This is a genomic window from Methylobacterium sp. 22177, assembly GCF_052045615.1.
Lineage (GTDB): Bacteria > Pseudomonadota > Alphaproteobacteria > Rhizobiales > Beijerinckiaceae > Methylobacterium > Methylobacterium radiotolerans.
Genome location: NZ_JBQEPK010000020.1, coordinates 24,061 through 45,739 on the forward strand (window position 1 = coordinate 24,061; position 21,679 = coordinate 45,739).

Below are 21,679 nucleotides of genomic sequence, written 5' to 3' on the forward strand. Positions count from 1 at the left end.
CCGCCGGTTCGCGCCGCAGCGGACGACCTATCGTGGACGGATCCTTGCCCATGCAGCCTGCGCTGCGCCTCGTCCGCCCCGTTCTGGACGGGCGGACCCCCATCCCCCGCCCCGCCGCTCGACCGGCGGCAGGGCCCGGCGGCAGCCCGCACCGGGATGGGGCGGACGCGATCCTGTCGGTCGAGGGACTGTCCCTCGCCTTCGGCGGCACGGTGGCCTTCGCGGAGATCGACCTCGCTGTCGGGGCCGGCGAGATCCACGCCGTGATCGGGCCGAACGGCGCCGGGAAATCCTCGCTCATCAACGCGATCACCGGCCTCTACGCGCCGCGGGCCGGGCGGGTGCGGCTCGGCGCGGAGACCTTCGCCCGAGTGCCGGCCGGACGGCTCGCCGCGCTGGGCGTCGCCCGGACCTTCCAGAACCTCGCCCTGTTCGCGGGCCTGAGCGTGCGCGACAACGTCCTCGCGGGGCTCTCGGCCGCGCGGCGCGCCGGGCTCGGGGCCCAGATCCTGGGTCTGCCCTCCGCCCGGCGGGAGGCGCGCGCGCACCGCGCCGCCGCCGAGGCGGTGATCGGGCGCCTGGGCCTCGGGGCAGTGGCCGACCGCCCGGCCGGCAGCCTGCCCTACGGGCTCCAGAAGCGGGTCGAGCTCGGCCGAGCCCTGGTGGCCGAGCCGCGACTCCTGCTCCTCGACGAGCCGATGGCCGGCATGACGGCGACCGAGAAGGCCGAGATGACCGGCTCCATCCGTGCGGCGCGGGAGCGGTCCGGGGCCGCGATCGTGCTGATCGAGCACGATATCGGCGTCGTCATGCGCCTCTCCGACCGGGTGACCGTGCTCGACCACGGCCGCCGGATCGCCACCGGCACGCCGGCGGAGGTTCGGGCGGACCCGGCTGTCATCGCGGCCTATCTGGGGCTCGCGGACGGGGATGCGGAGGGAGATGCGGACGCGGATATCGACGCGGACGCGGCCGCCGCATGAGCCCGGACCTCGCCTTCCTGATCGAGGTCGTGGTCGGCGGCCTCCTCTCGGGCGTCATGTACGCCCTCGTGGCGATCGGCTTCGTGCTGATCTACAAGACCTCGGGCGTGCTCAACTTCGCGCAGGGCGCGATGGTGCTGCTCGCCGCCCTCACCTTCGTGAGCCTGACCGAGCGCGGGCTGCCCTTCCCGGCGGCCCTGGCGGCGACGCTCGCCGCGATGGTGGTGGTCGGCCTCGCGGTGGAGCGGGCGGTGCTGCGGCCGCTGGTCAACCAGCCGCCGATCACCTTGTTCATGGCGACGCTGGGCGTCGCCTACGTGATCGAGGGCGCGGCCCAGCTCGCCTGGGGCACCCAGGTCCACGGGCTGGACCTCGGCATCGACGACACGCCGATCGACCTCGGCGGCGTGCTGGTCAGCCGGTTCGACCTGTTCGCCGCCGCGGTCGCGGGCCTGATGGTGGCGCTCCTCTCCGCCTTCTTCCGCTACACCCGTACCGGCCTCGCCTTCCGGGCGGTGGCGGACGATCCGCTCGCCGCCCTCAACACCGGCCTGCGCCTGCCCCGGATCTGGTCGGCGGTCTGGATCGCCGCCGGGATCGTCGCCCTGGTGGCGGGGCTGCTCTGGGGCGCGCGGCTCGGCGTGCAGTTCTCCCTGTCGCTGGTGGTGCTGAAGGCCCTGCCGGTCCTCGTGCTCGGCGGCTTCGACTCCATCGCCGGGGCGATCGTGGCCGGGCTGATCGTCGGCGCGGCGGAGAAGCTGTCCGAAGTCTATCTCGGGCCGGTCATCGGCGGCGGGATCGAGGGCTGGATCGCCTACGTGGCGGCCCTGGGCTTCCTGCTGGTCCGGCCGTCGGGCCTGTTCGGCCTGCGCGCCGTCGAGCGGGTCTGAGGACACCATGGACGCCCTCCCCCTCGCCGCACCGCGCGCCCGCCTGTCCGCCCGCACCCTCGGTCTCGGTGCCCTGCTGGTCCTGGCCTACGGGATCGTGCCGCTCACCGGCACGAGCTACGTGTTCGAGGCGCTGCTGACGCCGTTCCTGGCCCTGGCGCTGGCCGGCCTCGGGCTCAACCTGCTCACCGGCTATGCCGGGCTGCTCTCCCTGGGCTCGGCCGCCTTCATGGCGGTCGGAGCCTACGCGGCCTTCAACCTGTCGCTGCGCCTGCCCGGCCTGCCCCTGCCGGTGTCGCTCCTGCTCGCCGGCCTCGTGGCGGCGCTCGCCGGGCTGGTGGCGGGGCTGCCGGCCCTGCGGCTGCGCGGCTTCTACCTCGCGGTCTCGACGCTCGCCGCGCAGTTCTTCGTCGCCTGGGCGCTGAACCGGATCGGCTGGATCTCCGACGACAGCCCCTCGGGCGTCATCACCGCCCCCCGGCTGGTGGTGGCCGGCCTGTCCTTCGACGATCCGCGCGGGCGCTACCTGTTCTCGCTGAGCGTGGTCACGCTGCTGACCGTCCTGGCGTGGCGCCTCGCGGCCTCCCCCACGGGCCGCGACCTCGTGGCGATCCGCGACAACGAGACCGCCGCCCGCCTCGTCGGCGTGAAGGTCGCCCGGACCAAGCTCCTGGCCTTCGCGGTCTCGTCCTTCGTGATCGGGATCGCCGGGGCGCTGTGGGCCTTCGCGTATCTGCGCACCGTCGAGCCGGCGGGGTTCAACCTCGACCGCTCCTTCCAGATCCTCTTCATCGTCATCATCGGCGGCCTGGGCACCCTGCGCGGCGCCTTCCTGGGCGCGGGCTTCATCGTGGTGCTGCCCCTGCTCCTCGCGCGCCTCGGCGCGGCGCTCCTGGGCGACGGGTTCGATTCCGGCACCCTGGAGATGGTCCAGCGCATCGTGCTCGGCGCCCTGATCGTCGCCGTGCTGATCCGCGAGCCCGCCGGCCTCGCCGCCCTCCTCGACCGGGCGGGCCGCCGCCTCGGCCGCCGCGCCGCCTGATCCCCCTTCCCGTCTGACCAACCCCAGGACGACCATGCCCCTGACGACCCGTCTCCGCGCCGCGCTCCTCGCCGGCACCGTCGTGCTCGCCGGCGCGGCCCCCCGGGCCGGACGGGCCGACGAGCAGTATTTCCCGCTCCAGAGCTACCGGGTCGGCCCCTACGCGGCCGGCGGGACCGGCTTCTTCGGCGGCTTCATCGACTATCTCAACCTGATCAACGCCCGGGACGGCGGGGTGAACGGCGTCAAGCTCACTTGGAGCGAGGGCGAGACCCAGTACGAGGTCGAGCGCGGCGTCGAGGTCTACGAGCGGCTCAAGTCCCGGCCCGGCATCGCCGCCTGGAACCCGCTCTCGGTGGGCATCGCCTACGCGATGATCGACCGCATCACCGCCGACAAGGTGCCGCTGATCACGATCAACCACGGCCGCACCGATTCCACCGACGGGCGCGTCTTCCCCTACGTGTTCCCGCTGCTGCTCAACCCCTACAGCGAGACGAGCGGCATCATCCAGTATCTCGGCACCCGCGCGGGCGGCCTCGACAAGCTGAGGGGCAAGACCGTCGCGGTGCTCTATCACGGCTCGCCCTACGGCAAGGAGACGATCCCGATCTACGCGCAGCTCGCCGCGCGCTACGGCTTCACCGTCGCGCAGATCGAGGTGCCCCATCCCGGCAACGAGCAGCAGTCGCAGTGGCTCACGATCCGGCGCCTGCGGCCCGACTTCGTGGTGCTGCGCGGCTGGGGCGTGATGAATCCGGTGGCCCTCAAGACCGCCCAGAAGACCGGCTTCCCGGCCGACCGGATCGTCGGCAATGTCTGGTCGAACTCGGAGGAGGACGTCATCCCGGCGGGCGACGCCGCCAAGGGCTACGTCGCCATCACGACCCAGGCCTCGGGCACGGCCTACCCGGTGATCCAGGAGGTCGTCGGCAAGGTCTACGGGGCCGGCAACGGCAACCTCGCCGACCGGAGACGCATCGGCAGCGTCTACCACAATCTCGGGGTGCTGAACGGCATCCTCAACGTCGAGGCGGTGCGGATCGCGCAAGGCAAGTTCGGCCAGCGCACGCTCACCGGCGACGAGGTGCGCTGGGGCTTCGAGCACCTGCGCCTCGACGAGGCCCGGGTGGCGGCGCTCGGCGCCAAGGGCCTGTTCCACTCGATCAACGTCACCTGCGCCAACCACGAGGGCGAGGGCCGCGTCACCTTCCAGCAATGGGACGGGGCGAAGTGGACCGTGGTGTCCGACTGGATCGCCCCCGACTGGGCGAGCCTGCGCCCGATCATCGAGGCGTCCGCGACCGCCTACGCCAAGGAGCACGGCATCACCCCGCGCGACTGCGCGGCGGAGGAGGCCGCGGACGCGGGCGGCAAGCACGCCGCCGCGGCGGCCCGGTGAGCGCCCGATGAGCGCCGCGCCGACCCTCCTGCAGGTCGAGGCCCTGGAGGTCGTCTACGGCGGGGCGGTGCACGCCCTGCACGGCGTCGACCTCGCGGTCCGGGCGGGGGAGATCGTCGCCCTGGTCGGCGCCAACGGCGCCGGCAAGACGACCCTGCTGCGGGCGGTGTCGAACCTGCTGCCGGCCCTGCGCGGCCGGGTCACGGCCGGGCGCCTCGCCTATGACGGGCGCGACGCGACGCGGACCCGGACCGACGCCCTCGTCCGCGCCGGTCTCGTGGGCGTGCTGGAGGGGCGCCACTGCTTCCGGGGCCTGAGCGTCCAGGAGAACCTCGTCGCGGGCGGCCTCGGGCGCGGCTCGGGCCGCGGCGGCCTGCGCGCCGATCTGGAGCGGGTCTACAATCTGTTCCCGCGGCTCGCCGCGAAGCGGGGCGTCGCCGCCGGCCTGCTCTCGGGCGGCGAGCAGCAGATGGCGGCGATCGGTCGGGCGCTGATGGGGCGGCCGCGGCTGCTCGTCCTCGACGAGCCGTCCATGGGACTCGCCCCCCGCGTGGTGGAGGAGATCTACCGGGTGCTCGCCGGCCTGAACCGCGCCGAGGGTCTGACCCTGCTGGTGGCCGAGCAGAATCTCCGCCTCGCCCTGCGCCACGCCCACCACGCCGTCGTGCTGGAGAACGGCCGCAGCGCGCTCGCCGGCACCGCCGCGTCCCTGCGAGGGCGGGACGACGTCCGGTCCCTGTATCTCGGCGGCGCCGATGAGCCCGACGCGGCGCTGCCGGAGACGCGCCGCCGCGCGCCCGCCTGACGGCGCCGGCCCGCGTCAGGACTCCCGGTCGGCGCGGCGCAGGGACCAGAGCAGGGTGCCGTGGGCGTCGACCAGCCACAGGGCGTTCACCGCGTCGTCCTCGATCGTCAGCGAGCGGCCGTTGGCGAGGCGGACCGCCTCCTTCGCGTCCGCGGCCGTGAGCACCTCGTCGACGCGGGGCGCGCCGATCTCGCCATCCTCGCCGCGGACCGCCCCGCGCAGGCGATAATCCGGCATCCGTCGAACCCCCGTCTCCCCGCGGCCGGCGCCCGTCCGGGGCGTGCCGCGGGTGCGAAGATAGGCGCCGGCGCGGCGTGTCGAGGGTCGGCGGCGTCGCTACGGTCCGGCGCGGCTCGCCAGGATCTGCTGCGGCTCCGCGAGGAACAGCGCCCGCAGCGCGGCAGCCGACGCGCGGGGCGGCAAGTCGAGGGCGTGCCGCGTCGCGGCGATCCGGGCGGCGCAATCGCCCGACGGGAAAGCCGCTTCGGCCGTCGACCGCGCGGCGCCCGGGCCCGTGGCGGGCGGGTCCGCCCAGACCGCTCCGTCCGGCCGCGCGGCCCGTGCCCGGGCGAGGAGCGGGGCGAGCCCGTGGGACGCGGGCCGCTCGGCCCGCAGGCGCGCGTCGAGCGCCACGAGGTCGCCGGCCGCGAGGAGGCCGCAGGCCGCCGCGTCCTCCCGCTCCAGCGTCGCCAGGATCCGCTGGCCCAGGGCGCGGACGACGCCGTCATCGGCCGCCCGGAAGCGCCGCTGCAGGTAGCCGGCGGCCATCCGCCTCAGGCCCGCGGCGGCCTCCGCCTCGGGCCGGCCGGCGGCGTAGCCGTCCCGGTACCACCGGGTGATCGGGGCGAGCCCCGCCGCCTCGGCCCGGCGCAGGATCGGCAGGCTCCGCAGGATCGCGGCCCGCGCCCCGGCCGCGCTCGGATCCGCGTCCAGGGTCGAGTCGGGGAAGCGGTCCGTTCCGACGACCTCGGTGACGATGCCGGCCGCGCGCAGCTCCCCGTCCGTCGGGATCCAGATCCCGGCCGGGGGCACCGCCAGCGCCCGCGTCACGAAGGCCGCCGGCAGGCCGGCGGCCCGGTAGGCCGCCCGCTCCGGCGCGGAATCCACCGGGCGCATCCGGCCCCGCGCCCCGATCTCGTAGGGCGCGTGGAAGCCGAGCCGCGCGCCGGTCGCGAGGTAGCGCGTCCGGCCGCGGACGAAGATCAGCGTGCAGGCCGAGGCGCAGGCGTCGGGGACGTAGGTGGCGAGCCCCCGCGCCGCCACGAGCGCCCCGATCGCCGCCCCCTCCTCCACGAGGCCGCCGTCGCTCGTGAGATGGATGCGCGCGATCCGCGGGTGCGCGGCGAGGATGGCGGCGGCCCGCGCGGCGACGCCCGCCGTGAGATCGCCCGCGAGCCGCAGGTCCCGGCCGCCCGGCCCGACCGTGAGCCGGGCCGGGACGTCCGGTCCGCCGGCCGCGGTGGCGGCCGCGGCGCGGCCCTTCGGCGTGTGTCCGGCCGCGGCCGGGCCGGCGGCACCGAGCGCCAGGGCGAGCGCGCAGGCAGCCGTCCCCGTCCGGCGCCTCCACCCGCGGGGGAAGACCGACATGACAGGTTCCCATCGTTCGTGGTCGGAGAGGCCGGCGCGGCCGGCAGCGGCGCGCCTACTGGAGGTAGGCGACGAACATCTCGGACACGGCCCGGGACGCGTAGGCTTCCGGGCTCTCGCCCCAGCGGATCGGGAAAGCCTCCGCCACCCGGCGACCGGCGAGGATGCGGGCGACCTCGTCGGGCATCAGGCCGTCGTCGAGGGCGCTCGCGAGGGCGGCGCGTTCGTGGGAGGGATGGGAGCGGATGCTCCGGGACAGGGCTCGGCCGAGAGCGGCCGGTTCGGGGCTCAGGTCGGGACGGGTGTTCCGGGTCGTGTCATAGGTCAGCATCGATGGTCGCCTCTCGTGTCTGATGTCGTGCGCTCTCCTCCTCCTGGACGCGGCAACACGGCAGACACGGCGCAATCATCCGGGCGATCCGTTCCTTGCTGGCGATCACGGCAAACCTCCGTTCGGCTCCGCTTCGACTGCGTGTCGGTGGGGCCACGACTGGGCCACGACTGGACAACGACTGCGCGTCGACACCGTCAATGTAGGGGGCGGTCCCGAGAATGTGCTGCCAAATTGGCGAGGACTTGCAGCGCAGGTTGTTCGTCGAAGCCGCGTCGCGGAGCAGAAGCACGGGGCCGGCGGGGGCGCGCCGGCGTCGCGGCCGCGATCGACGGACCGTGCCGGCCGGGGTCTGGCCGCGCCCGGAGCATGCCGGAGACCGGGCTTGCCAAAGACGGGGCGATGCTTAAATATCGTTCTGTGACAGAGGCTTAGCGAAGACGATGCTCCGGTTTCGGGCCCGCGCGGCCGAAACCTTCTCCGGCAAGCCGGGGTGTCCGGAAAAGGCTTCTCGCCGGCGGCGCAGGCCCCGGCACAGGCGCCCCCCGGCGGCAGAATCAGCCCGCCACAGACGGCCGATCCAAGGGGAACGACACCATGGCCTCAGGGACGATGATGCAGGGCGACGCGGTCGTGTTCGCGCGCCCCGACCTCGCCGAGATCCTGGGAATCTGGCGGCACGCCCGGGGCCGGGTGGTGGGCGTCCACCGCGCGGGCGACGCCCCGGCGACCGTGGACGTGACGTTCCAGGGGCACGACACCCTGAAGCGCTACCTGCCCGACCTGTTCCGCCCCGTGCCGTGATCGGCGGCGACCGATGCATCACGCCGCCCTGCCCGCCGCGGGTGCCACGATGGCCGTGGTCCAGCCGCCCCTGCGCATCACGAGCCGCGGCACGGGGGAGGCCGAGGTCTGGGCGGCCCTGCGCGCCGAGGCCGAGGCGGCCCTGATCGAGGAGCCGCTCTATGCCGGGATCATCCAGGCGACGATCCTCGACCAGCGCTCGCTGGCCCAGGCCTTCGCCTACCGGCTCGCCCACCGCCTCGGGGACGGCGACCTCGCCCGTCTGTCGATGCGCGACCTGTGCCTCTCGGCCTTCGAGGCCGACCCGCAGGCCGGCGCCCACGCGGTGCGCGACCTCGTGGCGATCCGCGAGCGCGACCCGACCTGCCGCCGCTACCTCGACCCGTTCCTGTTCTACAAGGGGCTGGCGGCGCTCGAGGCCTACCGGGTCGGCCACTGGCTCTGGCACCGGGGCCGGGCGACCCTGGCGCTGCACGTCCAGAGCCGGATCTCCGAGGTGTTCGGCTGCGACATCCACCCGGCGGCCCGGATCGGCTCGGGGGTGTTCATCGACCACGCCACCGGCGTGGTGATCGGCGAGACCACGGCGATCGCCGACGACGTCTCGATCCTCCAGTCGGTGACGCTCGGGGGCAACGGCAAGGAGAGCGGCGACCGGCACCCCAAGATCGAGCGCGGGGTGCTGCTCAGCGTCGGCGCCAAGGTGCTGGGCAACATCCGCGTCGGGGCGGGCGCCAAGGTCGCGGCCGCCGCGGTGGTGCTGCAGGACGTGCCGCCCCACACGACCGTGGCGGGCGTGCCGGCCCGGGTCGTCTCGCGCCTGCCCGTCGGCGAGGAGCCGGCGCTCAGCATGGACCAGTCCTTCGGCTACGGGGATGGCATCTGAGACGCGCGAAAGATTATTCCTGACAACAAAGTCGTCCGGCCGCCGCCGCGGCGCGCGGCGTAGTAAAATGAAATTCTCTGACCGGACGGTCTGAGGATGATCATGTCCTATGTGCCGTGCATGCCAGGGTGCCCGCTTCCAAGAAGGCGCGGAAAATAGGGATATCCTTTCGTTGACCATCGGGCGAATCAGACATTATCCAGACCTCGCCGGAGAAGCGATGACGTGAGACCGGTTGAGCGGCCTGACGATGGCTGTCTGGACGCGGAGAATGCGTGCTTTGATTGACGACTCGGTCGCTCAGGTCGCGGTCGTCGTCAGATCTTGATCGAAACGTCTTGCGCCCGCCTCGCACAACTTGCGGGGCGCACCGCCGCCGCGCGGAACGATGCGGCGCGCCTGCAATCTTGGATGGAGTGAGGACGAACGATGAGCGGACCGGGTCTGAGCGTGAGCGCCACGGCGGCACGCAATCTTGCGACGGCGACCGTCACCTCGGTCCAGAACGCGGCCAACACGCCGCGCTGGCTGCTCCGGCTCCTGCCCTTCGTGGACGTTGCGGGCGGGGTCTACCGCGTCAACCGCCGCGCCGTCGTGCTGGCCAAGCCCGGCCGGATCGATCTCGTCGCCGAGGACAAGGGGGATGGCAAGGGAGATGGCAAGGGCCGGGTGATCCGCCCGTCCTCCCTGCGCGCCGTGCCGCTGTTCAGCCGGCTGGGCGATGCCGAATTGGCCACGCTGGCGGCCAAGTTCACCGAGAGCCGGCACCAGGCCGGCGCGGTGATCCACGAGGAGGGGTCCGCGGGCCGCAGCCTCACGGTCGTGGCCGACGGCACGGTCGAGCTGACCCTCTCGGGTCCCTACAAGGGCCGCCTGCGCCAGGGGCTCGCCACGAAGGGCGACTATTTCGGCGATGCCGGTCTCGCCGGCGAGAGCGCGCCCGCCCCGGCCGTGAAGGCCCTGTCGGCCGTGACCCTCCTGACCCTCGATGCCGCCGCGGTGGAGAGCGAGGAGATCCGCGCCAAGATCGCGCAGTACCGCGAGGAGCGCGACCGCCTCAAAGGGCACACCAATTCCTACGGCGAGCAGGGCATCGAGCTGCTGGCGGTCCATACCGGCGAGCCGCGCCTGCCGACGACCTTCGTCGACTACGAGGTCGATCCGCGCGAGTACCACCTCTCGACCATCCAGACGATCCTCAACACCCACACGCGGGTCACCGACCTCTACTCCAACGAGATCGACCAGCTCCGCGAGCAGATCCGCCTCACGGTCGACGCCGTGAAGGAGCGCGAGGAGTGGGAGCTCCTGAACAACGCGCAGTTCGGCCTGCTCCACGAGGTCGGCCCGCGCCAGCGCATCCCCACCCGCGGCGGCCCGCCCACCCCGGACGACCTCGACGAGCTGCTGACCCTGGTCTGGAAGAAGCCCGCCTTCTTCGTGGCCCATCCCCGCGCCATCGCGGCCTTCGGCCGGGAGGCGACCCGCCGCGGCGTGCCGCCGGTCGTCGTCCACCTGTTCGGCGCGCCGTTCATCACGTGGCGCGGCGTGCCGCTGGTGCCGAGCGACAAGCTGCCGATCGACATCGACCCGGTGACCGGGGCCGAGACCACCGCGATCCTGCTGCTGCGCGTCGGCGAGGGCGAGCAGGGCGTGGTCGGCCTGCAGAAGTCGGGCGTGACCGGCGAGATCGAGCCCGGCCTGTCGGTGCGCTACATGGGCACCAACGACCACTCGATCGCCTCGCACCTCGTGACCCGCTACTTCTCGGCCGCCGTGCTGGTCGAGGACGCGATCGCCCGCCTCGATAACGTGCTGCTGGGCAACTACCATGACTACGCCTGAGGCCTTCGCCCTCGGGCTGCCCGGGGCGAGCCCGGGCGAGCTGGCCCACGCGGATCTCGTCGGGCGCCTCGCCCGGGAGATCTACCGGCAGGGGCAGGCCGCGAGCCAGCCGTTCGCGCCGGCGATCCCCGCCGGCCCCCAGGTCCCGCAGGCGCTCGAGGGCCTGCCCCAGGGCCCGGGCGGGGCGCCGCTGCCGGGCGCGCCCGTGGGCGTCCCCTCCGCTCCCGCGGGCGGCCAGCCCGCCGGGCTGCAGCCCGACGCGTCGGCGCTGCCGGCGCGCTCCTTCGGGGCGCCGCCGGTCGGCCTGCCGGGCCTCTCCGGCCCGACCCTGCCGAACCGCGCACCCGCGAGCCCGGCGTTCCCCGACGCGGCGGCGATCCCGCCTGTCCACCCCGCGAGCCCGCGCCCCGTCCTGCCGGACTTCTCCCTCGCCGGCGCCCCGGCGCTGGCGGCCGCCCTCCCCGGCGGTCCGGAGCTGCACCGCCAGATCGCCGCCGACCACCCCCGCGCCAACGCCTTCGCGCACGCCCTCGTCCCGGACCTCGTGCCCGCCGACCCGTCGAAGGCCGGCCGCGATGAGGCGCCGGAGAGCCTCGCCCGGACCGGTCGGCGGTCCCGGGCGCCCGAAGCGCCGGCTGGCGACTACTACTTCCTGCCTCTCGGCCCCGGGCCGGCCCGCGGGGCGGCGGCGAGCCCACGGGTCGAGCCGACCCGCTATCCCGGTCCGGCGCCGCGCCTCGCCGCCCAGGGATCGAGCCCGGTGGCGGCGCCCTTCGACGTGGAGCAGGTCCGCCGGGACTTCCCGGCCCTGCACCAGAGCGTCAACGGCCACCCGCTGGTCTGGCTCGACAACGCCGCCACCACCCACAAGCCCCAGGCCGTGATCGACGCGACCGCGGCGTTCTACGCCCGGCACAACTCGAACATCCACCGGGCCGCCCACACCCTGGCCGCGCGCGCCACGGACCTGTTCGAGGGCGGCCGCGAGGCGGTGCGCCGCTTCCTCAACGCCCCGTCGAAGGACGACATCGTCTTCCTGCGCGGCACCACGGAGGCGATCAACCTCGTCGCCAATTCCTACGGCCGGGCCCAGATCGGCCCGGGCGACGAGATCATCGTCTCGACCATCGAGCACCACGCCAACATCGTGCCCTGGCAGCTGCTGGCGCAGCAGACCGGGGCGACGCTCCGGGTGATCCCGGTGAACGACCGCGGCGAGATCATCTTCGAGCAGTACGCGGCGCTCCTGTCGGGCCGCACCAAGATCGTCTCGGTGACGCAGGTGGCCAACGCGCTCGGCACCGTGAACCCGGTGCGGGAGATCATCCAGCTCGCCCACGCCTACGGGGTGCCGGTGCTGGTCGACGCGGCGCAATCCTCGCCGCACATGCCGCTGGACGTGCAGTCCCTGGACGCGGACTTCCTGGTCTTCTCCGGCCACAAGGTGTTCGGGCCGACGGGCATCGGCGCGCTCTACGGCAAGACGCACCTGCTCGAGGCGATGCCGCCCTGGCAGGGCGGCGGCCACATGATCGAGGACGTCACCTTCGCGAAGACCGTCTACAAGGGCGCGCCCGAGAAGTTCGAGGCCGGCACGCCCGACATCGCCGGGGCGGTCGGTCTGGGGGCGGCGCTCGACTACCTCGCGGGCATCGGCATGCCGGCGATCGCCGCCTACGAGCACGACCTCCTGGACTACGCGCAGGGCGGCCTCGCCGACGTGAAGGGCCTGCGCCTGATCGGCACGGCCCGGGAGAAGGCGAGCGTGATGTCCTTCGTGATCGAGGGGCAGACGAACGAGGCGGTGGCGCACCACCTCGACGCGCACGGCATCGCGGTGCGCTCGGGCCATCACTGCGCCCTGCCGGCCCTGCGCCGGTTCGGCGTCGACCAGTCGGTGCGGGCCTCGCTCGCCTTCTACAACACCCGCGCGGATGTCGACGCCTTCCTGAGGGCGCTGCACACCCTGCCGCGGCCTTGAGCAGAGGGCGCCGGCCGCGCGCCGGCGCCCCGTTGCGGGCCGGGCTCTCTACCCCGCCTTCGGCCGCAGGTGCCGGGTCCTCACGGTGCCGTCGATGGCCCGCAGCGCGTGCAGGACCCCGTCCGCCTCGCCCGGCGGCACCGACGCGTCCACCACGACGTAGCCGAACTCGCCGTCCGTCTGCAGGTACTGCGCGTCGATGTTGAGCGACCGGCCCGAGAAGATCGCGTTGATCTGCCCGAGCACGCCGGGCACGTTCCGGTGCACGTGGAGGAAGCGCGCGCCGGACAGGCGCGGCGGCAGCTGGACCTGCGGGAAATTCACCGCGCCGAGCGTCGAGCCGGTCTGGATGTAGTCGACCAGCTTGCGGGCCACCTCCGCGCCGATGCGATCCTGGGCCTCCTCGGTCGAGCCGCCGACATGGGGGGTGAGGATGACGTTCGGCAGGCCCTGCAGGGGCGAGACGAAGCGCTCGGCGTTGGACGTCGGCTCCACGGGAAAGACGTCGATCGCGGCCCCGGCGAGATGCCCGTCGCGCAGCGCCGCCGCGAGGGCGTCCAGGTCCACGACCGTGCCGCGGCTGTTGTTGATCAGGTAGGCGCCCGGCTTCATCGCGCGGATCCGCTCCGCGCCCATCAGCCCGTGGGTCAGCGGTGTCTCCGGGACGTGCAGGCTGACCACGTCGCTGGCGGCGAGCAGGGCCTCGAAGCTCTCGGCCGGCTCGGTGTTCCCGTGGCGCAGCTTGTCGGTGAGATCGTAGAAGATGACGCGCATGCCCATCGCCTCGGCGAGGTTCGAGAGCTGCGCGCCGATATTGCCGTAGCCGACGATCCCGAGGGTCTTGCCGCGCACCTCGAAGGCGCCGGTGGCCGACTTGTCCCAGCCGCCGGCATGGGCGGATTCCGAGCGCGGCAGGATGCGCCGGAGCAGCATCACGATCTCGCCGATCGTGAGTTCGGCGACGCTGCGCGTGTTCGAGAACGGCGCGTTGAAGACCGGCAGGCCGCGGGCGCGCGCCGTCTCGAGGTCGACCTGGTTGGTCCCGACGCTGAAGCAGCCGATGGCGGCGAGATCGGGCAGGGCGTCGAGAAGCGCGGCGGTGACCTGCGTGCGCGAGCGGATGCCGAGGACGGTGACGTCGGCCAGATCGCGGGCATCCTCGGGGCTGACCGCGCGCGGCAGTTGCCGGATGGCGCCGATCCCGGCCTGGGTGAAGATCTTGGACGCCGTCGGCGCTATGCTTTCGGTCAGAACGACGCGCTCGGTCGACACGGTGTGTCCTCCTTCCACGGACGGGGTGCGATCCGTGACCTTGGCGCCGGCGCGGCACAGCGGCAAGGGCGGGAAGGGCTGCGGACGCCGGTGGCGGGCCCCTGTCGCGGGCCCCTGTCGCGGGTCCCTCCCCCGCACCCGCGGCGGACTGCTCCGCTCCGTCGTCTCGACGCGGCGCGCCGGGCCTGCCAGTGTCCACCCCGGCGGCCGAGGCCGCGGAGCGACAGGTGCGTCATGACCGGATCGACAGCCCGTGCCGTCATCGTCCAGCCCGGCGGCGGCTTCGACAAGGTGACCTTCGGCGAGCGGCCCGTGCCGGAGCCCGGGCCCGGCGCGATCACCGTCCGCCTGCGGGCGAACTCCCTCAACTACCACGACTACGCGGTGGTCAGCGGGATGTGGGGGCCGAGCGAGCCGCGCATCCCGATGTCCGACGGCGCCGGCGAGGTCGAGGCCGTGGGGCCGGGCATGACCGAATTCGCCGTGGGCGACCGGGTGGTCAGCACGTTCTTCCCGACCTGGCTGGAGGGCACCCCGCTCGTCGAGGGCTTCGCCACCGTGCCGGGCGACGGGGTCGACGGCTACGCCCGCGCGCGCGTCACCGCGCCCGCCACCGCCTTCACCCGCGCCCCGAAGGGCTGGGACCACGCCGAGGCGGCGACGCTCACCACCGCCGCGCTGACCGCGTGGCGGGCACTGCACGCCGATGCCGGCCTGAAGAGCGGCGACGTGGTGCTGGTGCAGGGGACCGGCGGCGTGTCGCTGTTCGGCCTGCAATTCGCCAAGGCGGCGGGCGCCACGGTGATCGCCACCTCCTCCAGCGACGCCAAGCTGGAGCGCCTGCGCGGGCTCGGCGCCGACCACGTCATCAACTACCGCGCCGACCCGGCCTGGGGCGAGACCGCCCGGCGCCTGACCGACGGGCGCGGCGTCGACCACGTCCTCGACGTCGGCGGGCCGGCGACGCTGGAGCAGTCCATGGCCGCCGTGCGGGTCGCCGGCCACATCTCGGTGATCGGTATCCTCTCGGGCGTCGCGGGCGAGCTGCCGCTGGTGCCGGCGCTCCTGAAGCAGATCCGGCTGCAGGGCGTGCTGGTCGGCAGCCGGCGCCACCAGATCGAGATGATCCGCGGCATCGACGCCTGCGGGCTGCGGCCGGTCATCGACCGCCGCTTCCCCCTCGACGACCTCGTCGCGGCGTTCCGCCACCAGGAGAGCAACCGCCACTTCGGCAAGATCTGCGTCGAGATCTGAGCGTTCGGGCCGGGCCTGGGGCGTCGCGGCGGGCGGTGCGGCGGGCGTTCAGCGGAAGGCGATCCCGAGCGATCCGGGCATCGCGACGACCCGGGGCGCCTCGGCCTGGCTCGGCGGCGGCGGCACGTGCGAGCAGCCGTTCTCGCAGAAGGCGCGGAGCGTGCGCCGGTCGAGGCCGATGTCGCTCAGCATCTCGTCGTCGAGGGCCGACAAAATGCGAAGATTTCGCGCCGCGATGCGGCTCTTTCGGGCAGATTTCAGGAACGAGAGGATCATGATCCAGTCTCCGTTGCGCCGAGAGATCCGTGTTTCGTCCACGATCGGCCGGATCAGCGTCGCTTTGTCGTGGACTGTGCGCATCCTCCGTTCGGATTAATCGTGGCTCGCGGCGCGAATATTTTTGCCGGATCGCGCTAAGCGTCCGCGATCGGCTGCGGGCACAGCAGGAGCAGCCGCACGAGCTCGGCCTGGCGGCGCGTCCCCGTCTTCTCGAACAGGTGGCGCAGGTGCACGCGCGCCGTGTTCCGCGTGATCCGGCGGCGCGTCGCGCTCGCCGCGAGGTCGTTCCCGGCCAGGATGTCGACGGCCAGGGCCGCCTCCGCGGGCGTGAAGCCGAATTGGTCCTGGAGAACGCCGGGATCCGGCAGGCGCGGCGTCCCGGGGTCCGTGAGGCGCAGGAGAACCGCGCCCTCGGCGACCGTGCCGGGAAGCGCCGAGGCGGCGACCAGGAGCGTGCCGCCCGCGCCCTCCAGGCGCACCGAGCCGCCGCGATGGCCGGCGGCGCAGCGGGCGATGACCCGGCGCAGCGCCGCGCTGTCCTCGGGCGCCGCGCCGCGCAGGCCGCCCTGCTCGAGGCACAGCAGGCCGCGCGCGACGAAGGCCTGCGCGGCGCGGTTCAGGAAATGGGCCCGCCCGTACCGGTCGGTCACCGCCAGCCCCTGCTCGAGATGCTCAGCCAGGAGATGGAGCGCCGCCTCCACGAGGGACGGGTCCGGGAAGGCCGGGGCGGCGCCGGCCTGGGACCGCCGCTCCGGCGCGGGGCCGATCTCGGATCGTGCTTCGGCTCTGCGGGTGTTCAGGTGTGATTGACTGATCACGCTGGGATCCTCGCCGGATCGACATCACGATATCAGTAATAACCCGGCATTGACGGCCGTTATTCCCGCCTTATCCGGGCGGGGCCCCGGTCCGGGACTGGAACAGGTCGACGAAGGCGCGCAGGTCGCGCCGGTTGAGATCCGAGACCGCCCAGTAGGTGAGGTCGCCGAGGCGCCAGCGCTCGATCGTCGAGCCGTCGCGCCGCTCCTCGCCGGCCCCGGGACCGTCGGCGGTCGGGATCACCGTGACGCTGATGACGTGCCGGTCGCGGCGATAGACCAGCGTCGGCACGGGCGCGCCGCCGACGATGTCGACCCGGCCGCCGACCAGCGGGAAGCCCTTGTCGGACAGGTCCGGCGCCTCGGGCGCGAGGGTGGTCCGGCCGTTGAACCAGGGCTTCACCACGTGCCGGTCCGAGGAGGCGATGTCGAAGGGCTGGGGGGCCGCGAGGCCGCGGAGGTGGCCGGCGAGCACGGCCGCGCCGGTATCCGGGGCGCCGCCGGGGCGGTCGAGATAGACGGCCCCGCCGCCGAGCGCGGCCCCGCCGACGAGACCGACGAGCAGCGTCGCGGCCAGTGCCTGCCGGGATCCGCGCCAGGACTTGAGCCAGGATTCGAGCCAGGTCTCGGGCCAGGACCCGAGCGCGCCTCCGAAGCGGCCGCGGGACGGGGGCGGGTCGGAGAAGCCGACCTGCTCGACCACGCGCGCCCGCAGGGATTCCGGGGCGGGCGGCCCCGCGAGGGTCTCGCGCAGGGTGCCGGACAGGGTGCGGAGGCGCTCCGCCAGGGCCCGTGCATCGGGGTCCGCCGCGAGACGGCGCTCCATGGCCAGGACCTCGCCGGGCGACAGCTCGCCGTCCGCGTAGGCGCTGAGGAGCAGGAGGGTCTCGTCGTCGGTCATCGCCCGTCCCTCGCGAGCCGTGCAAGCAGGTGCTGCCGCGCGCGGCCGAGGCGCGACATCACGGTCCCGATCGGGACCCCCGTCACCGTGGCGATCTCCCGGTAGCTGAGGCCGTGGTACTCGCGCAGGACCAGCGCCTCGCGGAAGGCCACCGGCAGGGCCTCGACGGCCCGGGCGAGCTGCCCCGCATCGTCGCGGGCGATGAGGGTCGCCTCGGGCGTCTCCGGAGCCTCGGTCAGGGCGCCCCCGATCTCCAGCTCGGCGCGGGCCTCGGGGGCGAGGTCGTCGGCGAAGACCACCGCCCGCGGCCGGTGCCGTTGCAGCCAGGAATAGCCGGTGTTGCGGACGATGGTCAGGAACCACGCCCGGGCATTGCCCTCGGCGAACCCCTCGATCGCCCGGTAGGCGCGCAGACACGCCTCCTGCATCACGTCCTCGGCGTCGGTGGCGTTGCCGGTGAGCCAGTGCGCGAGCCGGTAGCCCTCGTCCAGGCGCGGGAGAACGAGCTGGCTGAAGCGCGCCCGCGCCAGGGTCGTCATGCCGGCGGCCGGGCCGGGCCCGGCCCGTCGAGAGCCTGCGAAGCCATGGGGTCCCGCCCTGGTGCTCCTGCCTGCAGCCTTGTGCCACACAATCGGGAACCGGGCGGCGGCGGGCTTTATTCCCGCGGCCGGGCACGAGCACGTTCGCGCGCTTCTCGGAGAGCGTCTCGGCCCGTTGGGCGCCGCTAGCGGTCGCCGCGGGGCCGGACGGCGGCCCGGCGGTCCGGCCCCGCGGCCTTCATCCCGCTGGCCTGTCCGGTCGGCGATCGGGGGTCGGGCCCCGGCTCCGGGCAGCCGTCCGGGCCGAGGCGTTTGCGGGCGACGCGCTCGGCCGCCGCCCGCTCCGCCGCCGTGGGGTTCGCGCCGCCGCTCTGATCCTGGGCCATGGTCATGTCCAACCGGAGCGGGACCGTGCGCGGTCCCGGGCGTGGGGTCCCCGGCACCGCCGGAGGCCGGAACGGATGGGGGGCGGACGCGCCGTCCCGCCGCCCGATCCCGCCCGCCGCGCCGCCAACGGGAAGGGGCAGGCTGCCGCCTCCTCGGAGACGGGGCCTGCCCCTGGATCAACCCGCGGGCCGTGTCACGGTTCGGCGCCGGATCTGCGCCGGACCCTCGCGTCGGGACGCGTGCCTGCGCGTCCCTAGCGGCAGATGCGCCGCGGACCCCACGGGGTCGGACGGAAGAAGCAGCGCGGGCCGTAGAAGCGCGGCCGCCGGTACATCGGCCGGCAGCGTCCGTACGGGCCGGGCGCCCAGCCCGGGCCGCAGCCGAACGCGACCGTGCTGACCGCGGCGGGGCCGCTGATCGTATCGGCGCCGGCGGGCGCCAGGGGCGCCGCGCCGGCGGAGGCCAGGCCGAGGCCGCCGACGACAGCCGCGGCGGCCGCGATCATCTTCACGTGCATCATCATCAGACCTTCTGCTCGGTTTCGCGCCGGTTCGGCCCGGCGCAAGACCCGGCTAGGATGGTCTTCGGGCCTGAATGTGGGCTGACCTCCGCTATCATCGTCTAGAAACAAACAGTCCGGCCGGCGCCCGCACGGGAGCGGGCGCCGCAGCGGCGTCCTAGCGGCGTCCTAGCGGCGGTCGGCACGGCCCAGGAGCGCGGCCGCGGCGGCCGTGGCCCCCGCCAGCAGGATCCCGGTCAGGGCCGGGTTGATCGAGGCCCGGGTGTAGGCGCTGCGCATGACGTGGTGGGGCGAGCCGCCCCGCACGGCGCCGTCGCGGCCGGCCGCGTGGAGGGCGCCGTCCCGCTGCCTGCCGGCCACGCCCGCGGTCTGGCTCCGCGACATCACCTGCGCGCCCATCCAGTCGGTCACCGCGGGCACCCGCTTGCGCATCGCGCTCATCAGCTTGCCGCCGCCGCCGACATAGAGGTCGCGGGGGCCGTGCTCCGCGGCGTACAGGATGGCCTCCGCGACGTCCGCGGGGGCGTAGACCGGTGGCGGCAGCTTGGGCGCCTGCGCCATGTAGTTCCGAGCATGCTCGGGGAACGGCGTGTCGATCGAGGCCGGCTTGATAAGCGTCACCGAGACCGGGGCACCCTCCTCCTGAAGCTCCATCCGGAGCGCGTCCGTGAAGCCTTTGATCGCGTGCTTGGAGGCGGAGTACATGCCCTGGATCGGCAAGGCGAGGTCGGACGCGACGGAGCCCAGGTTGATCAGCGCGCCGCCGGCCTTCTTCAGGTGCTGCAGCGCCACGGTCGACCCGTAGACGATCCCCCAGAAATTGACGTCGAACAGCCGGCGGTGATCCGCGTCCGAGACCTCCTCGAGGCGGCCGAAGATCGAGAGACCGGCGTTGTTGACCCAGGTGTCGAAGCCGCCGTAGGCGCGCACGGTCTCGGCGGCCAGCGCCTCGACATCCTCGCGGCGGGACACGTCGGTCACCACGGCTCGGGCCTCGCCGCCGCGCTCCTGGATGTCGCGGACGATGTCGTCGAGGGCGGCGCCGTTCCGGGCCGCCAGCACGACGCGGGCGCCGCGGCGGGCGGCCGCCCGGGCCGTGGCGAGGCCGATCCCGCTGGAGGCGCCGGTGATGACGATCACCTGCTCGCGCAGGGGCTTGTGCCGGATCCGCATGCTGCGTCTTCCTCTCTCGTGGGCTGTCTCGTTGTCGGCGCTCAGCGCCCGCCGCCCGGCCGGTCGCGCTCCGCGCCGAGGCTGGCCCCGCCCCGGCGCGCCTCCTGCTTCTCGGTGCCGGCCCGCTCCATCGGGCCGTCCTGCGGCCTGACCGTGCCGGTGGCGGTGTCGCGGGGGCTCTCGGCTAAGCCCGCGCGCTCCGGTTCGCCGCGCGGCATCCGCTCGGCCTGGGTGTCGTCCGGCGCGTCGGCCATGCTGCATCCCTCGCGATGGACCTAGTTTCCGGGCGCCGCCGCGTGCCGCGACGGAGCCCCCGGCGGATCGGACCACGCGGCCGATCCCCTGAGGGCCAACCCGTCAGGCGCCCGGCGTATCCGGCGGCCCCAGTCGCGGCGGCAGCGGGCCTCGCGTGCGGGGCGGCGCGGATTGGGCGAACGCGCCGCAGGAACACGACCGCGGGGCTCGTGTTGTCTGCCAAATCTTTTTCACGAGGCGCCGATGTCAGGAACCGCCAAGAAGACCGACCCCAAACTCTGGGACAAGGTGAAGACGCGGGTCACGAAGTCCGAGAAGGGCGGAAAGCCTGGTCAGTGGTCGGCGCGCAAGGCGCAGATCGCGACTGCCGAATACAAGAAGGAAGGTGGCGGCTACGCCGGCAAGAAGGCGGCCGACAACCATCTCCAGCAGTGGACCGACGAGGAATGGGGCACGAAGTCGGGCAAGGAGAGCGGCAAGACCGGCGAGCGCTACCTGCCCAAGAAGGCCCGCGAGAGCCTGACCGACGAGGAATACGCCGCCAGCACGGCCAAGAAGCGCGCCGATACCCGGAAGGGCAAACAGTTCTCGAAGCAGCCGAAGGCGGCCGCCGAGAAGGCCGCCGCGGCGCGCGAGGACGGCAAGTCCGCCAAGGCGTCCGGCAGGGGCGGCAGCAAGGGGAGCGGCAAGGGGGGCGGAAAGTCGGAGACGACGAAGGCCGAACTGATGCGCAAGGCCCGGGCGCAGAACGTGCCCGGCCGGTCGCGGATGTCGAAGGCGCAGCTGGAGCACGCGGTCCACGCCTGAGGCGTGGCGCGGCGGGCCGTCGCCCCGACGCAAGACGTCCCGGGAATGGCTCCCGGGACGCTCCTCGGCTCAAGCGGCCAGTTTGATCGGGCTGGGGATGCTCAGGTCGAGAGAGGGTGCGGCCTGTCCAGAGGCTCGCGCGCCATCCCGGTGAGCGGGACGCAGCCCCCCGCGGCGCGGGGGGCGCCGACGCGCGGGCTTCTCAGTACGAGCCGAACTTGTAGTTCAGGCCGGCGCGGATGACGGCGAACTCGTCGTCGCGGCGGCCGATGTTGTTGTACACCACCGGGAAGTTGTTGGCGGCGTTGATGACGAACGCACCCTGGTTGCGGGTGTTGCGGTCGAGGTTGACGTACAGGCCTTCGACCTTGAGCGTCACGGCGTTCGAACGGAAGAAGTTCAGGAACGAGTCGGTGGGCAGGGCGTACTCGATGCCGCCGCCGACGGCGTAGCCGGTGCGGAAGCTGTCGTTGCCGGCGAAGCCGCCGAAGGAGCGGTCGGCGCTGCCCGAGCCGTAGGCGAAGCCGCCGGTGCCGTAGAACAGCACGCGGTCGAAGGCGTAACCGATGCGGCCGCGCACGGTGCCGAAGAAGTCGAGGCTGGAGAGGCCGCGCGGGTCGGTCACGTAGTAGCCGGGAGCGAGCGGGCCGACGAGGAAGGCGTTGTTCCGGCTGCGGCCGAAGTCGAGGTACTGGGCGTCGGCCTCGACACCGACGACGATGCCGGAGCCGGGGGTGAACTGGAAGTTGTAGCCAACCTGGCCACCGCCGGTGAAGCCTTCCTGGTTGCGCTGGCTGAAGAAGGCGGTGGTGCCGTTGCCGTAGGGGGCGGGCACGCCGAAGCTGTTGGTGTTGTTGCTGCTGGCGTCGAAGGCGTAGCCGGCGTTGATACCGAAGTAGGCGCCGGTCCAGGTGAAGA

Annotated in this window: 24 protein-coding genes; 11 read left to right on the forward strand and 13 right to left on the reverse strand. The window is 73.6% G+C overall.

Features of this window, described 5'->3' with window-relative positions:
• Window positions 1-50 precede the first annotated feature (50 nt).
• From ACTJK8_RS18250 to ACTJK8_RS18270, 5 genes are read left to right on the forward strand one after another with little or no spacing between them, the layout of a single operon-like run.
• Window positions 51-983: an ABC transporter ATP-binding protein gene (locus ACTJK8_RS18250; RefSeq protein WP_209650207.1), complete on the forward strand. Its 933-nt coding sequence runs from the start codon at window positions 51-53 to the stop codon at window positions 981-983.
• Window positions 980-1,873: a branched-chain amino acid ABC transporter permease gene (locus ACTJK8_RS18255; protein ID WP_012318421.1), complete on the forward strand. Its 894-nt coding sequence runs from the start codon at window positions 980-982 to the stop codon at window positions 1,871-1,873. The genes ACTJK8_RS18250 and ACTJK8_RS18255 overlap by 4 nt, the downstream gene beginning before the upstream one ends.
• 7 nt (window positions 1,874-1,880) lie before the next feature.
• Window positions 1,881-2,915: a branched-chain amino acid ABC transporter permease gene (locus ACTJK8_RS18260; protein ID WP_012318420.1), complete on the forward strand. Its 1,035-nt coding sequence runs from the start codon at window positions 1,881-1,883 to the stop codon at window positions 2,913-2,915.
• 34 nt (window positions 2,916-2,949) lie between these two features.
• Window positions 2,950-4,317 carry an ABC transporter substrate-binding protein gene (locus ACTJK8_RS18265; protein ID WP_012318419.1) on the forward strand — a complete coding sequence of 456 codons (1,368 nt, stop codon included), beginning with the start codon at window positions 2,950-2,952 and terminating at the stop codon, window positions 4,315-4,317.
• A gap of 7 nt (window positions 4,318-4,324) precedes the next feature.
• Window positions 4,325-5,122, forward strand: a complete 798-nt coding sequence (locus tag ACTJK8_RS18270) for an ABC transporter ATP-binding protein (RefSeq protein WP_440762329.1) — start codon at window positions 4,325-4,327, stop codon at window positions 5,120-5,122.
• Between the two features lie 15 nt (window positions 5,123-5,137).
• Here ACTJK8_RS18270 and ACTJK8_RS18275 read toward each other — a convergent pair whose 3' ends face one another.
• The 3 genes from ACTJK8_RS18275 to ACTJK8_RS18285 all read right to left on the reverse strand — a co-directional run bounded on the left by ACTJK8_RS18275 (window position 5,138) and on the right by ACTJK8_RS18285 (window position 7,040).
• The gene (locus ACTJK8_RS18275) at window positions 5,138-5,359 is read right to left on the reverse strand and encodes a hypothetical protein (RefSeq protein WP_012318417.1); all 222 of its coding nucleotides are present in this window, start codon (window positions 5,357-5,359) and stop codon (window positions 5,138-5,140) included.
• Between the two features lie 99 nt (window positions 5,360-5,458).
• Window positions 5,459-6,709 carry a hypothetical protein gene (locus tag ACTJK8_RS18280; RefSeq protein ID WP_024830544.1) on the reverse strand — a complete coding sequence of 417 codons (1,251 nt, stop codon included), beginning with the start codon at window positions 6,707-6,709 and terminating at the stop codon, window positions 5,459-5,461.
• Between the two features lie 55 nt (window positions 6,710-6,764).
• Window positions 6,765-7,040 (reverse strand): hypothetical protein, encoded by a 276-nt coding sequence (locus tag ACTJK8_RS18285; protein WP_012318415.1) that lies wholly within the window; start codon window positions 7,038-7,040, stop codon window positions 6,765-6,767.
• Between the two features lie 597 nt (window positions 7,041-7,637).
• Here ACTJK8_RS18285 and ACTJK8_RS18290 point away from each other — a divergent pair.
• The 4 genes from ACTJK8_RS18290 (at window position 7,638) to ACTJK8_RS18305 (ending at window position 12,556) form a co-directional block, all read left to right on the forward strand.
• Window positions 7,638-7,844: a hypothetical protein gene (locus ACTJK8_RS18290; RefSeq protein WP_058608297.1), complete on the forward strand. Its 207-nt coding sequence runs from the start codon at window positions 7,638-7,640 to the stop codon at window positions 7,842-7,844.
• A 13-nt stretch (window positions 7,845-7,857) separates the two neighbouring features.
• Window positions 7,858-8,730, forward strand: a complete 873-nt coding sequence (gene cysE / locus ACTJK8_RS18295) for a serine O-acetyltransferase (RefSeq protein WP_012318413.1) — start codon at window positions 7,858-7,860, stop codon at window positions 8,728-8,730.
• A 429-nt stretch (window positions 8,731-9,159) separates the two neighbouring features.
• Window positions 9,160-10,575, forward strand: coding sequence for a family 2B encapsulin nanocompartment shell protein (locus tag ACTJK8_RS18300; RefSeq protein WP_012318412.1), 1,416 nt, complete (start codon window positions 9,160-9,162; stop codon window positions 10,573-10,575).
• On the forward strand, window positions 10,562-12,556 hold the full coding sequence (locus ACTJK8_RS18305) for a family 2A encapsulin nanocompartment cargo protein cysteine desulfurase (RefSeq protein WP_012318411.1): 1,995 nt from the start codon (window positions 10,562-10,564) through the stop codon (window positions 12,554-12,556). The genes ACTJK8_RS18300 and ACTJK8_RS18305 overlap by 14 nt, the downstream gene beginning before the upstream one ends.
• 48 nt (window positions 12,557-12,604) lie before the next feature.
• Here ACTJK8_RS18305 and serA read toward each other — a convergent pair whose 3' ends face one another.
• Entirely contained in the window at window positions 12,605-13,828 is a 1,224-nt protein-coding gene (gene serA, locus ACTJK8_RS18310) for a phosphoglycerate dehydrogenase (RefSeq protein WP_012318410.1), read from the reverse strand.
• A gap of 234 nt (window positions 13,829-14,062) precedes the next feature.
• Between serA and ACTJK8_RS18315 the strand changes: the two genes are divergently transcribed.
• Window positions 14,063-15,082 carry a zinc-dependent alcohol dehydrogenase family protein gene (locus tag ACTJK8_RS18315; RefSeq protein ID WP_012318409.1) on the forward strand — a complete coding sequence of 340 codons (1,020 nt, stop codon included), beginning with the start codon at window positions 14,063-14,065 and terminating at the stop codon, window positions 15,080-15,082.
• 48 nt (window positions 15,083-15,130) lie between these two features.
• On the opposite strand, the gene ACTJK8_RS18320 is transcribed toward ACTJK8_RS18315, so the two are convergent.
• The 8 genes from ACTJK8_RS18320 to ACTJK8_RS18355 form a co-directional block, all read right to left on the reverse strand.
• The gene (locus tag ACTJK8_RS18320) at window positions 15,131-15,358 is read right to left on the reverse strand and encodes a DUF1127 domain-containing protein (protein ID WP_053621591.1); all 228 of its coding nucleotides are present in this window, start codon (window positions 15,356-15,358) and stop codon (window positions 15,131-15,133) included.
• Window positions 15,359-15,495: 137 nt separating this feature from the next.
• Window positions 15,496-16,179 carry a helix-turn-helix transcriptional regulator gene (locus tag ACTJK8_RS18325; RefSeq protein ID WP_012318407.1) on the reverse strand — a complete coding sequence of 228 codons (684 nt, stop codon included), beginning with the start codon at window positions 16,177-16,179 and terminating at the stop codon, window positions 15,496-15,498.
• Window positions 16,180-16,249: 70 nt separating this feature from the next.
• Window positions 16,250-17,080 (reverse strand): anti-sigma factor family protein, encoded by an 831-nt coding sequence (locus tag ACTJK8_RS18330; protein ID WP_440762330.1) that lies wholly within the window; start codon window positions 17,078-17,080, stop codon window positions 16,250-16,252.
• Window positions 17,077-17,619, reverse strand: a complete 543-nt coding sequence (locus ACTJK8_RS18335; RefSeq protein WP_012318405.1) for a sigma-70 family RNA polymerase sigma factor — start codon at window positions 17,617-17,619, stop codon at window positions 17,077-17,079. The genes ACTJK8_RS18330 and ACTJK8_RS18335 overlap by 4 nt, the downstream gene beginning before the upstream one ends.
• 185 nt (window positions 17,620-17,804) lie before the next feature.
• A complete protein-coding gene (locus ACTJK8_RS18340) occupies window positions 17,805-18,005 on the reverse strand; it encodes a hypothetical protein (protein WP_234741745.1) in 201 nt (66 codons plus the stop codon).
• A gap of 254 nt (window positions 18,006-18,259) precedes the next feature.
• Entirely contained in the window at window positions 18,260-18,526 is a 267-nt protein-coding gene (locus tag ACTJK8_RS18345) for a GCG_CRPN prefix-to-repeats domain-containing protein (RefSeq protein ID WP_043073478.1), read from the reverse strand.
• 168 nt (window positions 18,527-18,694) lie between these two features.
• Window positions 18,695-19,699: an SDR family oxidoreductase gene (locus ACTJK8_RS18350; RefSeq protein ID WP_029360835.1), complete on the reverse strand. Its 1,005-nt coding sequence runs from the start codon at window positions 19,697-19,699 to the stop codon at window positions 18,695-18,697.
• Window positions 19,700-19,740: 41 nt separating this feature from the next.
• Complete coding sequence (locus ACTJK8_RS18355) at window positions 19,741-19,953, reverse strand: hypothetical protein (protein ID WP_440762331.1); 213 nt, start codon at window positions 19,951-19,953, stop codon at window positions 19,741-19,743.
• 244 nt (window positions 19,954-20,197) lie between these two features.
• Here ACTJK8_RS18355 and ACTJK8_RS18360 point away from each other — a divergent pair, with 244 nt between their 5' ends.
• Window positions 20,198-20,761 carry a hypothetical protein gene (locus ACTJK8_RS18360; RefSeq protein ID WP_024830554.1) on the forward strand — a complete coding sequence of 188 codons (564 nt, stop codon included), beginning with the start codon at window positions 20,198-20,200 and terminating at the stop codon, window positions 20,759-20,761.
• 202 nt (window positions 20,762-20,963) lie between these two features.
• Here the strand turns inward: ACTJK8_RS18360 and ACTJK8_RS18365 are convergent.
• Window positions 20,964-21,679, reverse strand: a 716-nt coding sequence (locus ACTJK8_RS18365) for an outer membrane protein (RefSeq protein WP_440762332.1), incomplete at its 5' end; no start/stop codon positions are given.

Coding starts and splice junctions, on each gene's coding strand:
- ACTJK8_RS18250 (WP_209650207.1), top strand. CDS start 51: ATGCAGCCTGCGCTGCGCCTCGTCCGCCCCGTTCTGGACGGGCGGACC.
- ACTJK8_RS18255 (WP_012318421.1), top strand. CDS start 980: ATGAGCCCGGACCTCGCCTTCCTGATCGAGGTCGTGGTCGGCGGCCTC.
- ACTJK8_RS18260 (WP_012318420.1), top strand. CDS start 1,881: ATGGACGCCCTCCCCCTCGCCGCACCGCGCGCCCGCCTGTCCGCCCGC.
- ACTJK8_RS18265 (WP_012318419.1), top strand. CDS start 2,950: ATGCCCCTGACGACCCGTCTCCGCGCCGCGCTCCTCGCCGGCACCGTC.
- ACTJK8_RS18270 (WP_440762329.1), top strand. CDS start 4,325: ATGAGCGCCGCGCCGACCCTCCTGCAGGTCGAGGCCCTGGAGGTCGTC.
- ACTJK8_RS18275 (WP_012318417.1), bottom strand. CDS start 5,359: ATGCCGGATTATCGCCTGCGCGGGGCGGTCCGCGGCGAGGATGGCGAG.
- ACTJK8_RS18280 (WP_024830544.1), bottom strand. CDS start 6,709: ATGTCGGTCTTCCCCCGCGGGTGGAGGCGCCGGACGGGGACGGCTGCC.
- ACTJK8_RS18285 (WP_012318415.1), bottom strand. CDS start 7,040: ATGCTGACCTATGACACGACCCGGAACACCCGTCCCGACCTGAGCCCC.
- ACTJK8_RS18290 (WP_058608297.1), top strand. CDS start 7,638: ATGGCCTCAGGGACGATGATGCAGGGCGACGCGGTCGTGTTCGCGCGC.
- cysE (WP_012318413.1), top strand. CDS start 7,858: ATGCATCACGCCGCCCTGCCCGCCGCGGGTGCCACGATGGCCGTGGTC.
- ACTJK8_RS18300 (WP_012318412.1), top strand. CDS start 9,160: ATGAGCGGACCGGGTCTGAGCGTGAGCGCCACGGCGGCACGCAATCTT.
- ACTJK8_RS18305 (WP_012318411.1), top strand. CDS start 10,562: ATGACTACGCCTGAGGCCTTCGCCCTCGGGCTGCCCGGGGCGAGCCCG.
- ACTJK8_RS18315 (WP_012318409.1), top strand. CDS start 14,063: ATGACCGGATCGACAGCCCGTGCCGTCATCGTCCAGCCCGGCGGCGGC.
- ACTJK8_RS18320 (WP_053621591.1), bottom strand. CDS start 15,358: ATGATCCTCTCGTTCCTGAAATCTGCCCGAAAGAGCCGCATCGCGGCG.
- ACTJK8_RS18330 (WP_440762330.1), bottom strand. CDS start 17,080: ATGACCGACGACGAGACCCTCCTGCTCCTCAGCGCCTACGCGGACGGC.
- ACTJK8_RS18335 (WP_012318405.1), bottom strand. CDS start 17,619: ATGACGACCCTGGCGCGGGCGCGCTTCAGCCAGCTCGTTCTCCCGCGC.
- ACTJK8_RS18340 (WP_234741745.1), bottom strand. CDS start 18,005: ATGGCCCAGGATCAGAGCGGCGGCGCGAACCCCACGGCGGCGGAGCGG.
- ACTJK8_RS18345 (WP_043073478.1), bottom strand. CDS start 18,526: ATGATGCACGTGAAGATGATCGCGGCCGCCGCGGCTGTCGTCGGCGGC.
- ACTJK8_RS18350 (WP_029360835.1), bottom strand. CDS start 19,699: ATGCGGATCCGGCACAAGCCCCTGCGCGAGCAGGTGATCGTCATCACC.
- ACTJK8_RS18355 (WP_440762331.1), bottom strand. CDS start 19,953: ATGGCCGACGCGCCGGACGACACCCAGGCCGAGCGGATGCCGCGCGGC.
- ACTJK8_RS18360 (WP_024830554.1), top strand. CDS start 20,198: ATGTCAGGAACCGCCAAGAAGACCGACCCCAAACTCTGGGACAAGGTG.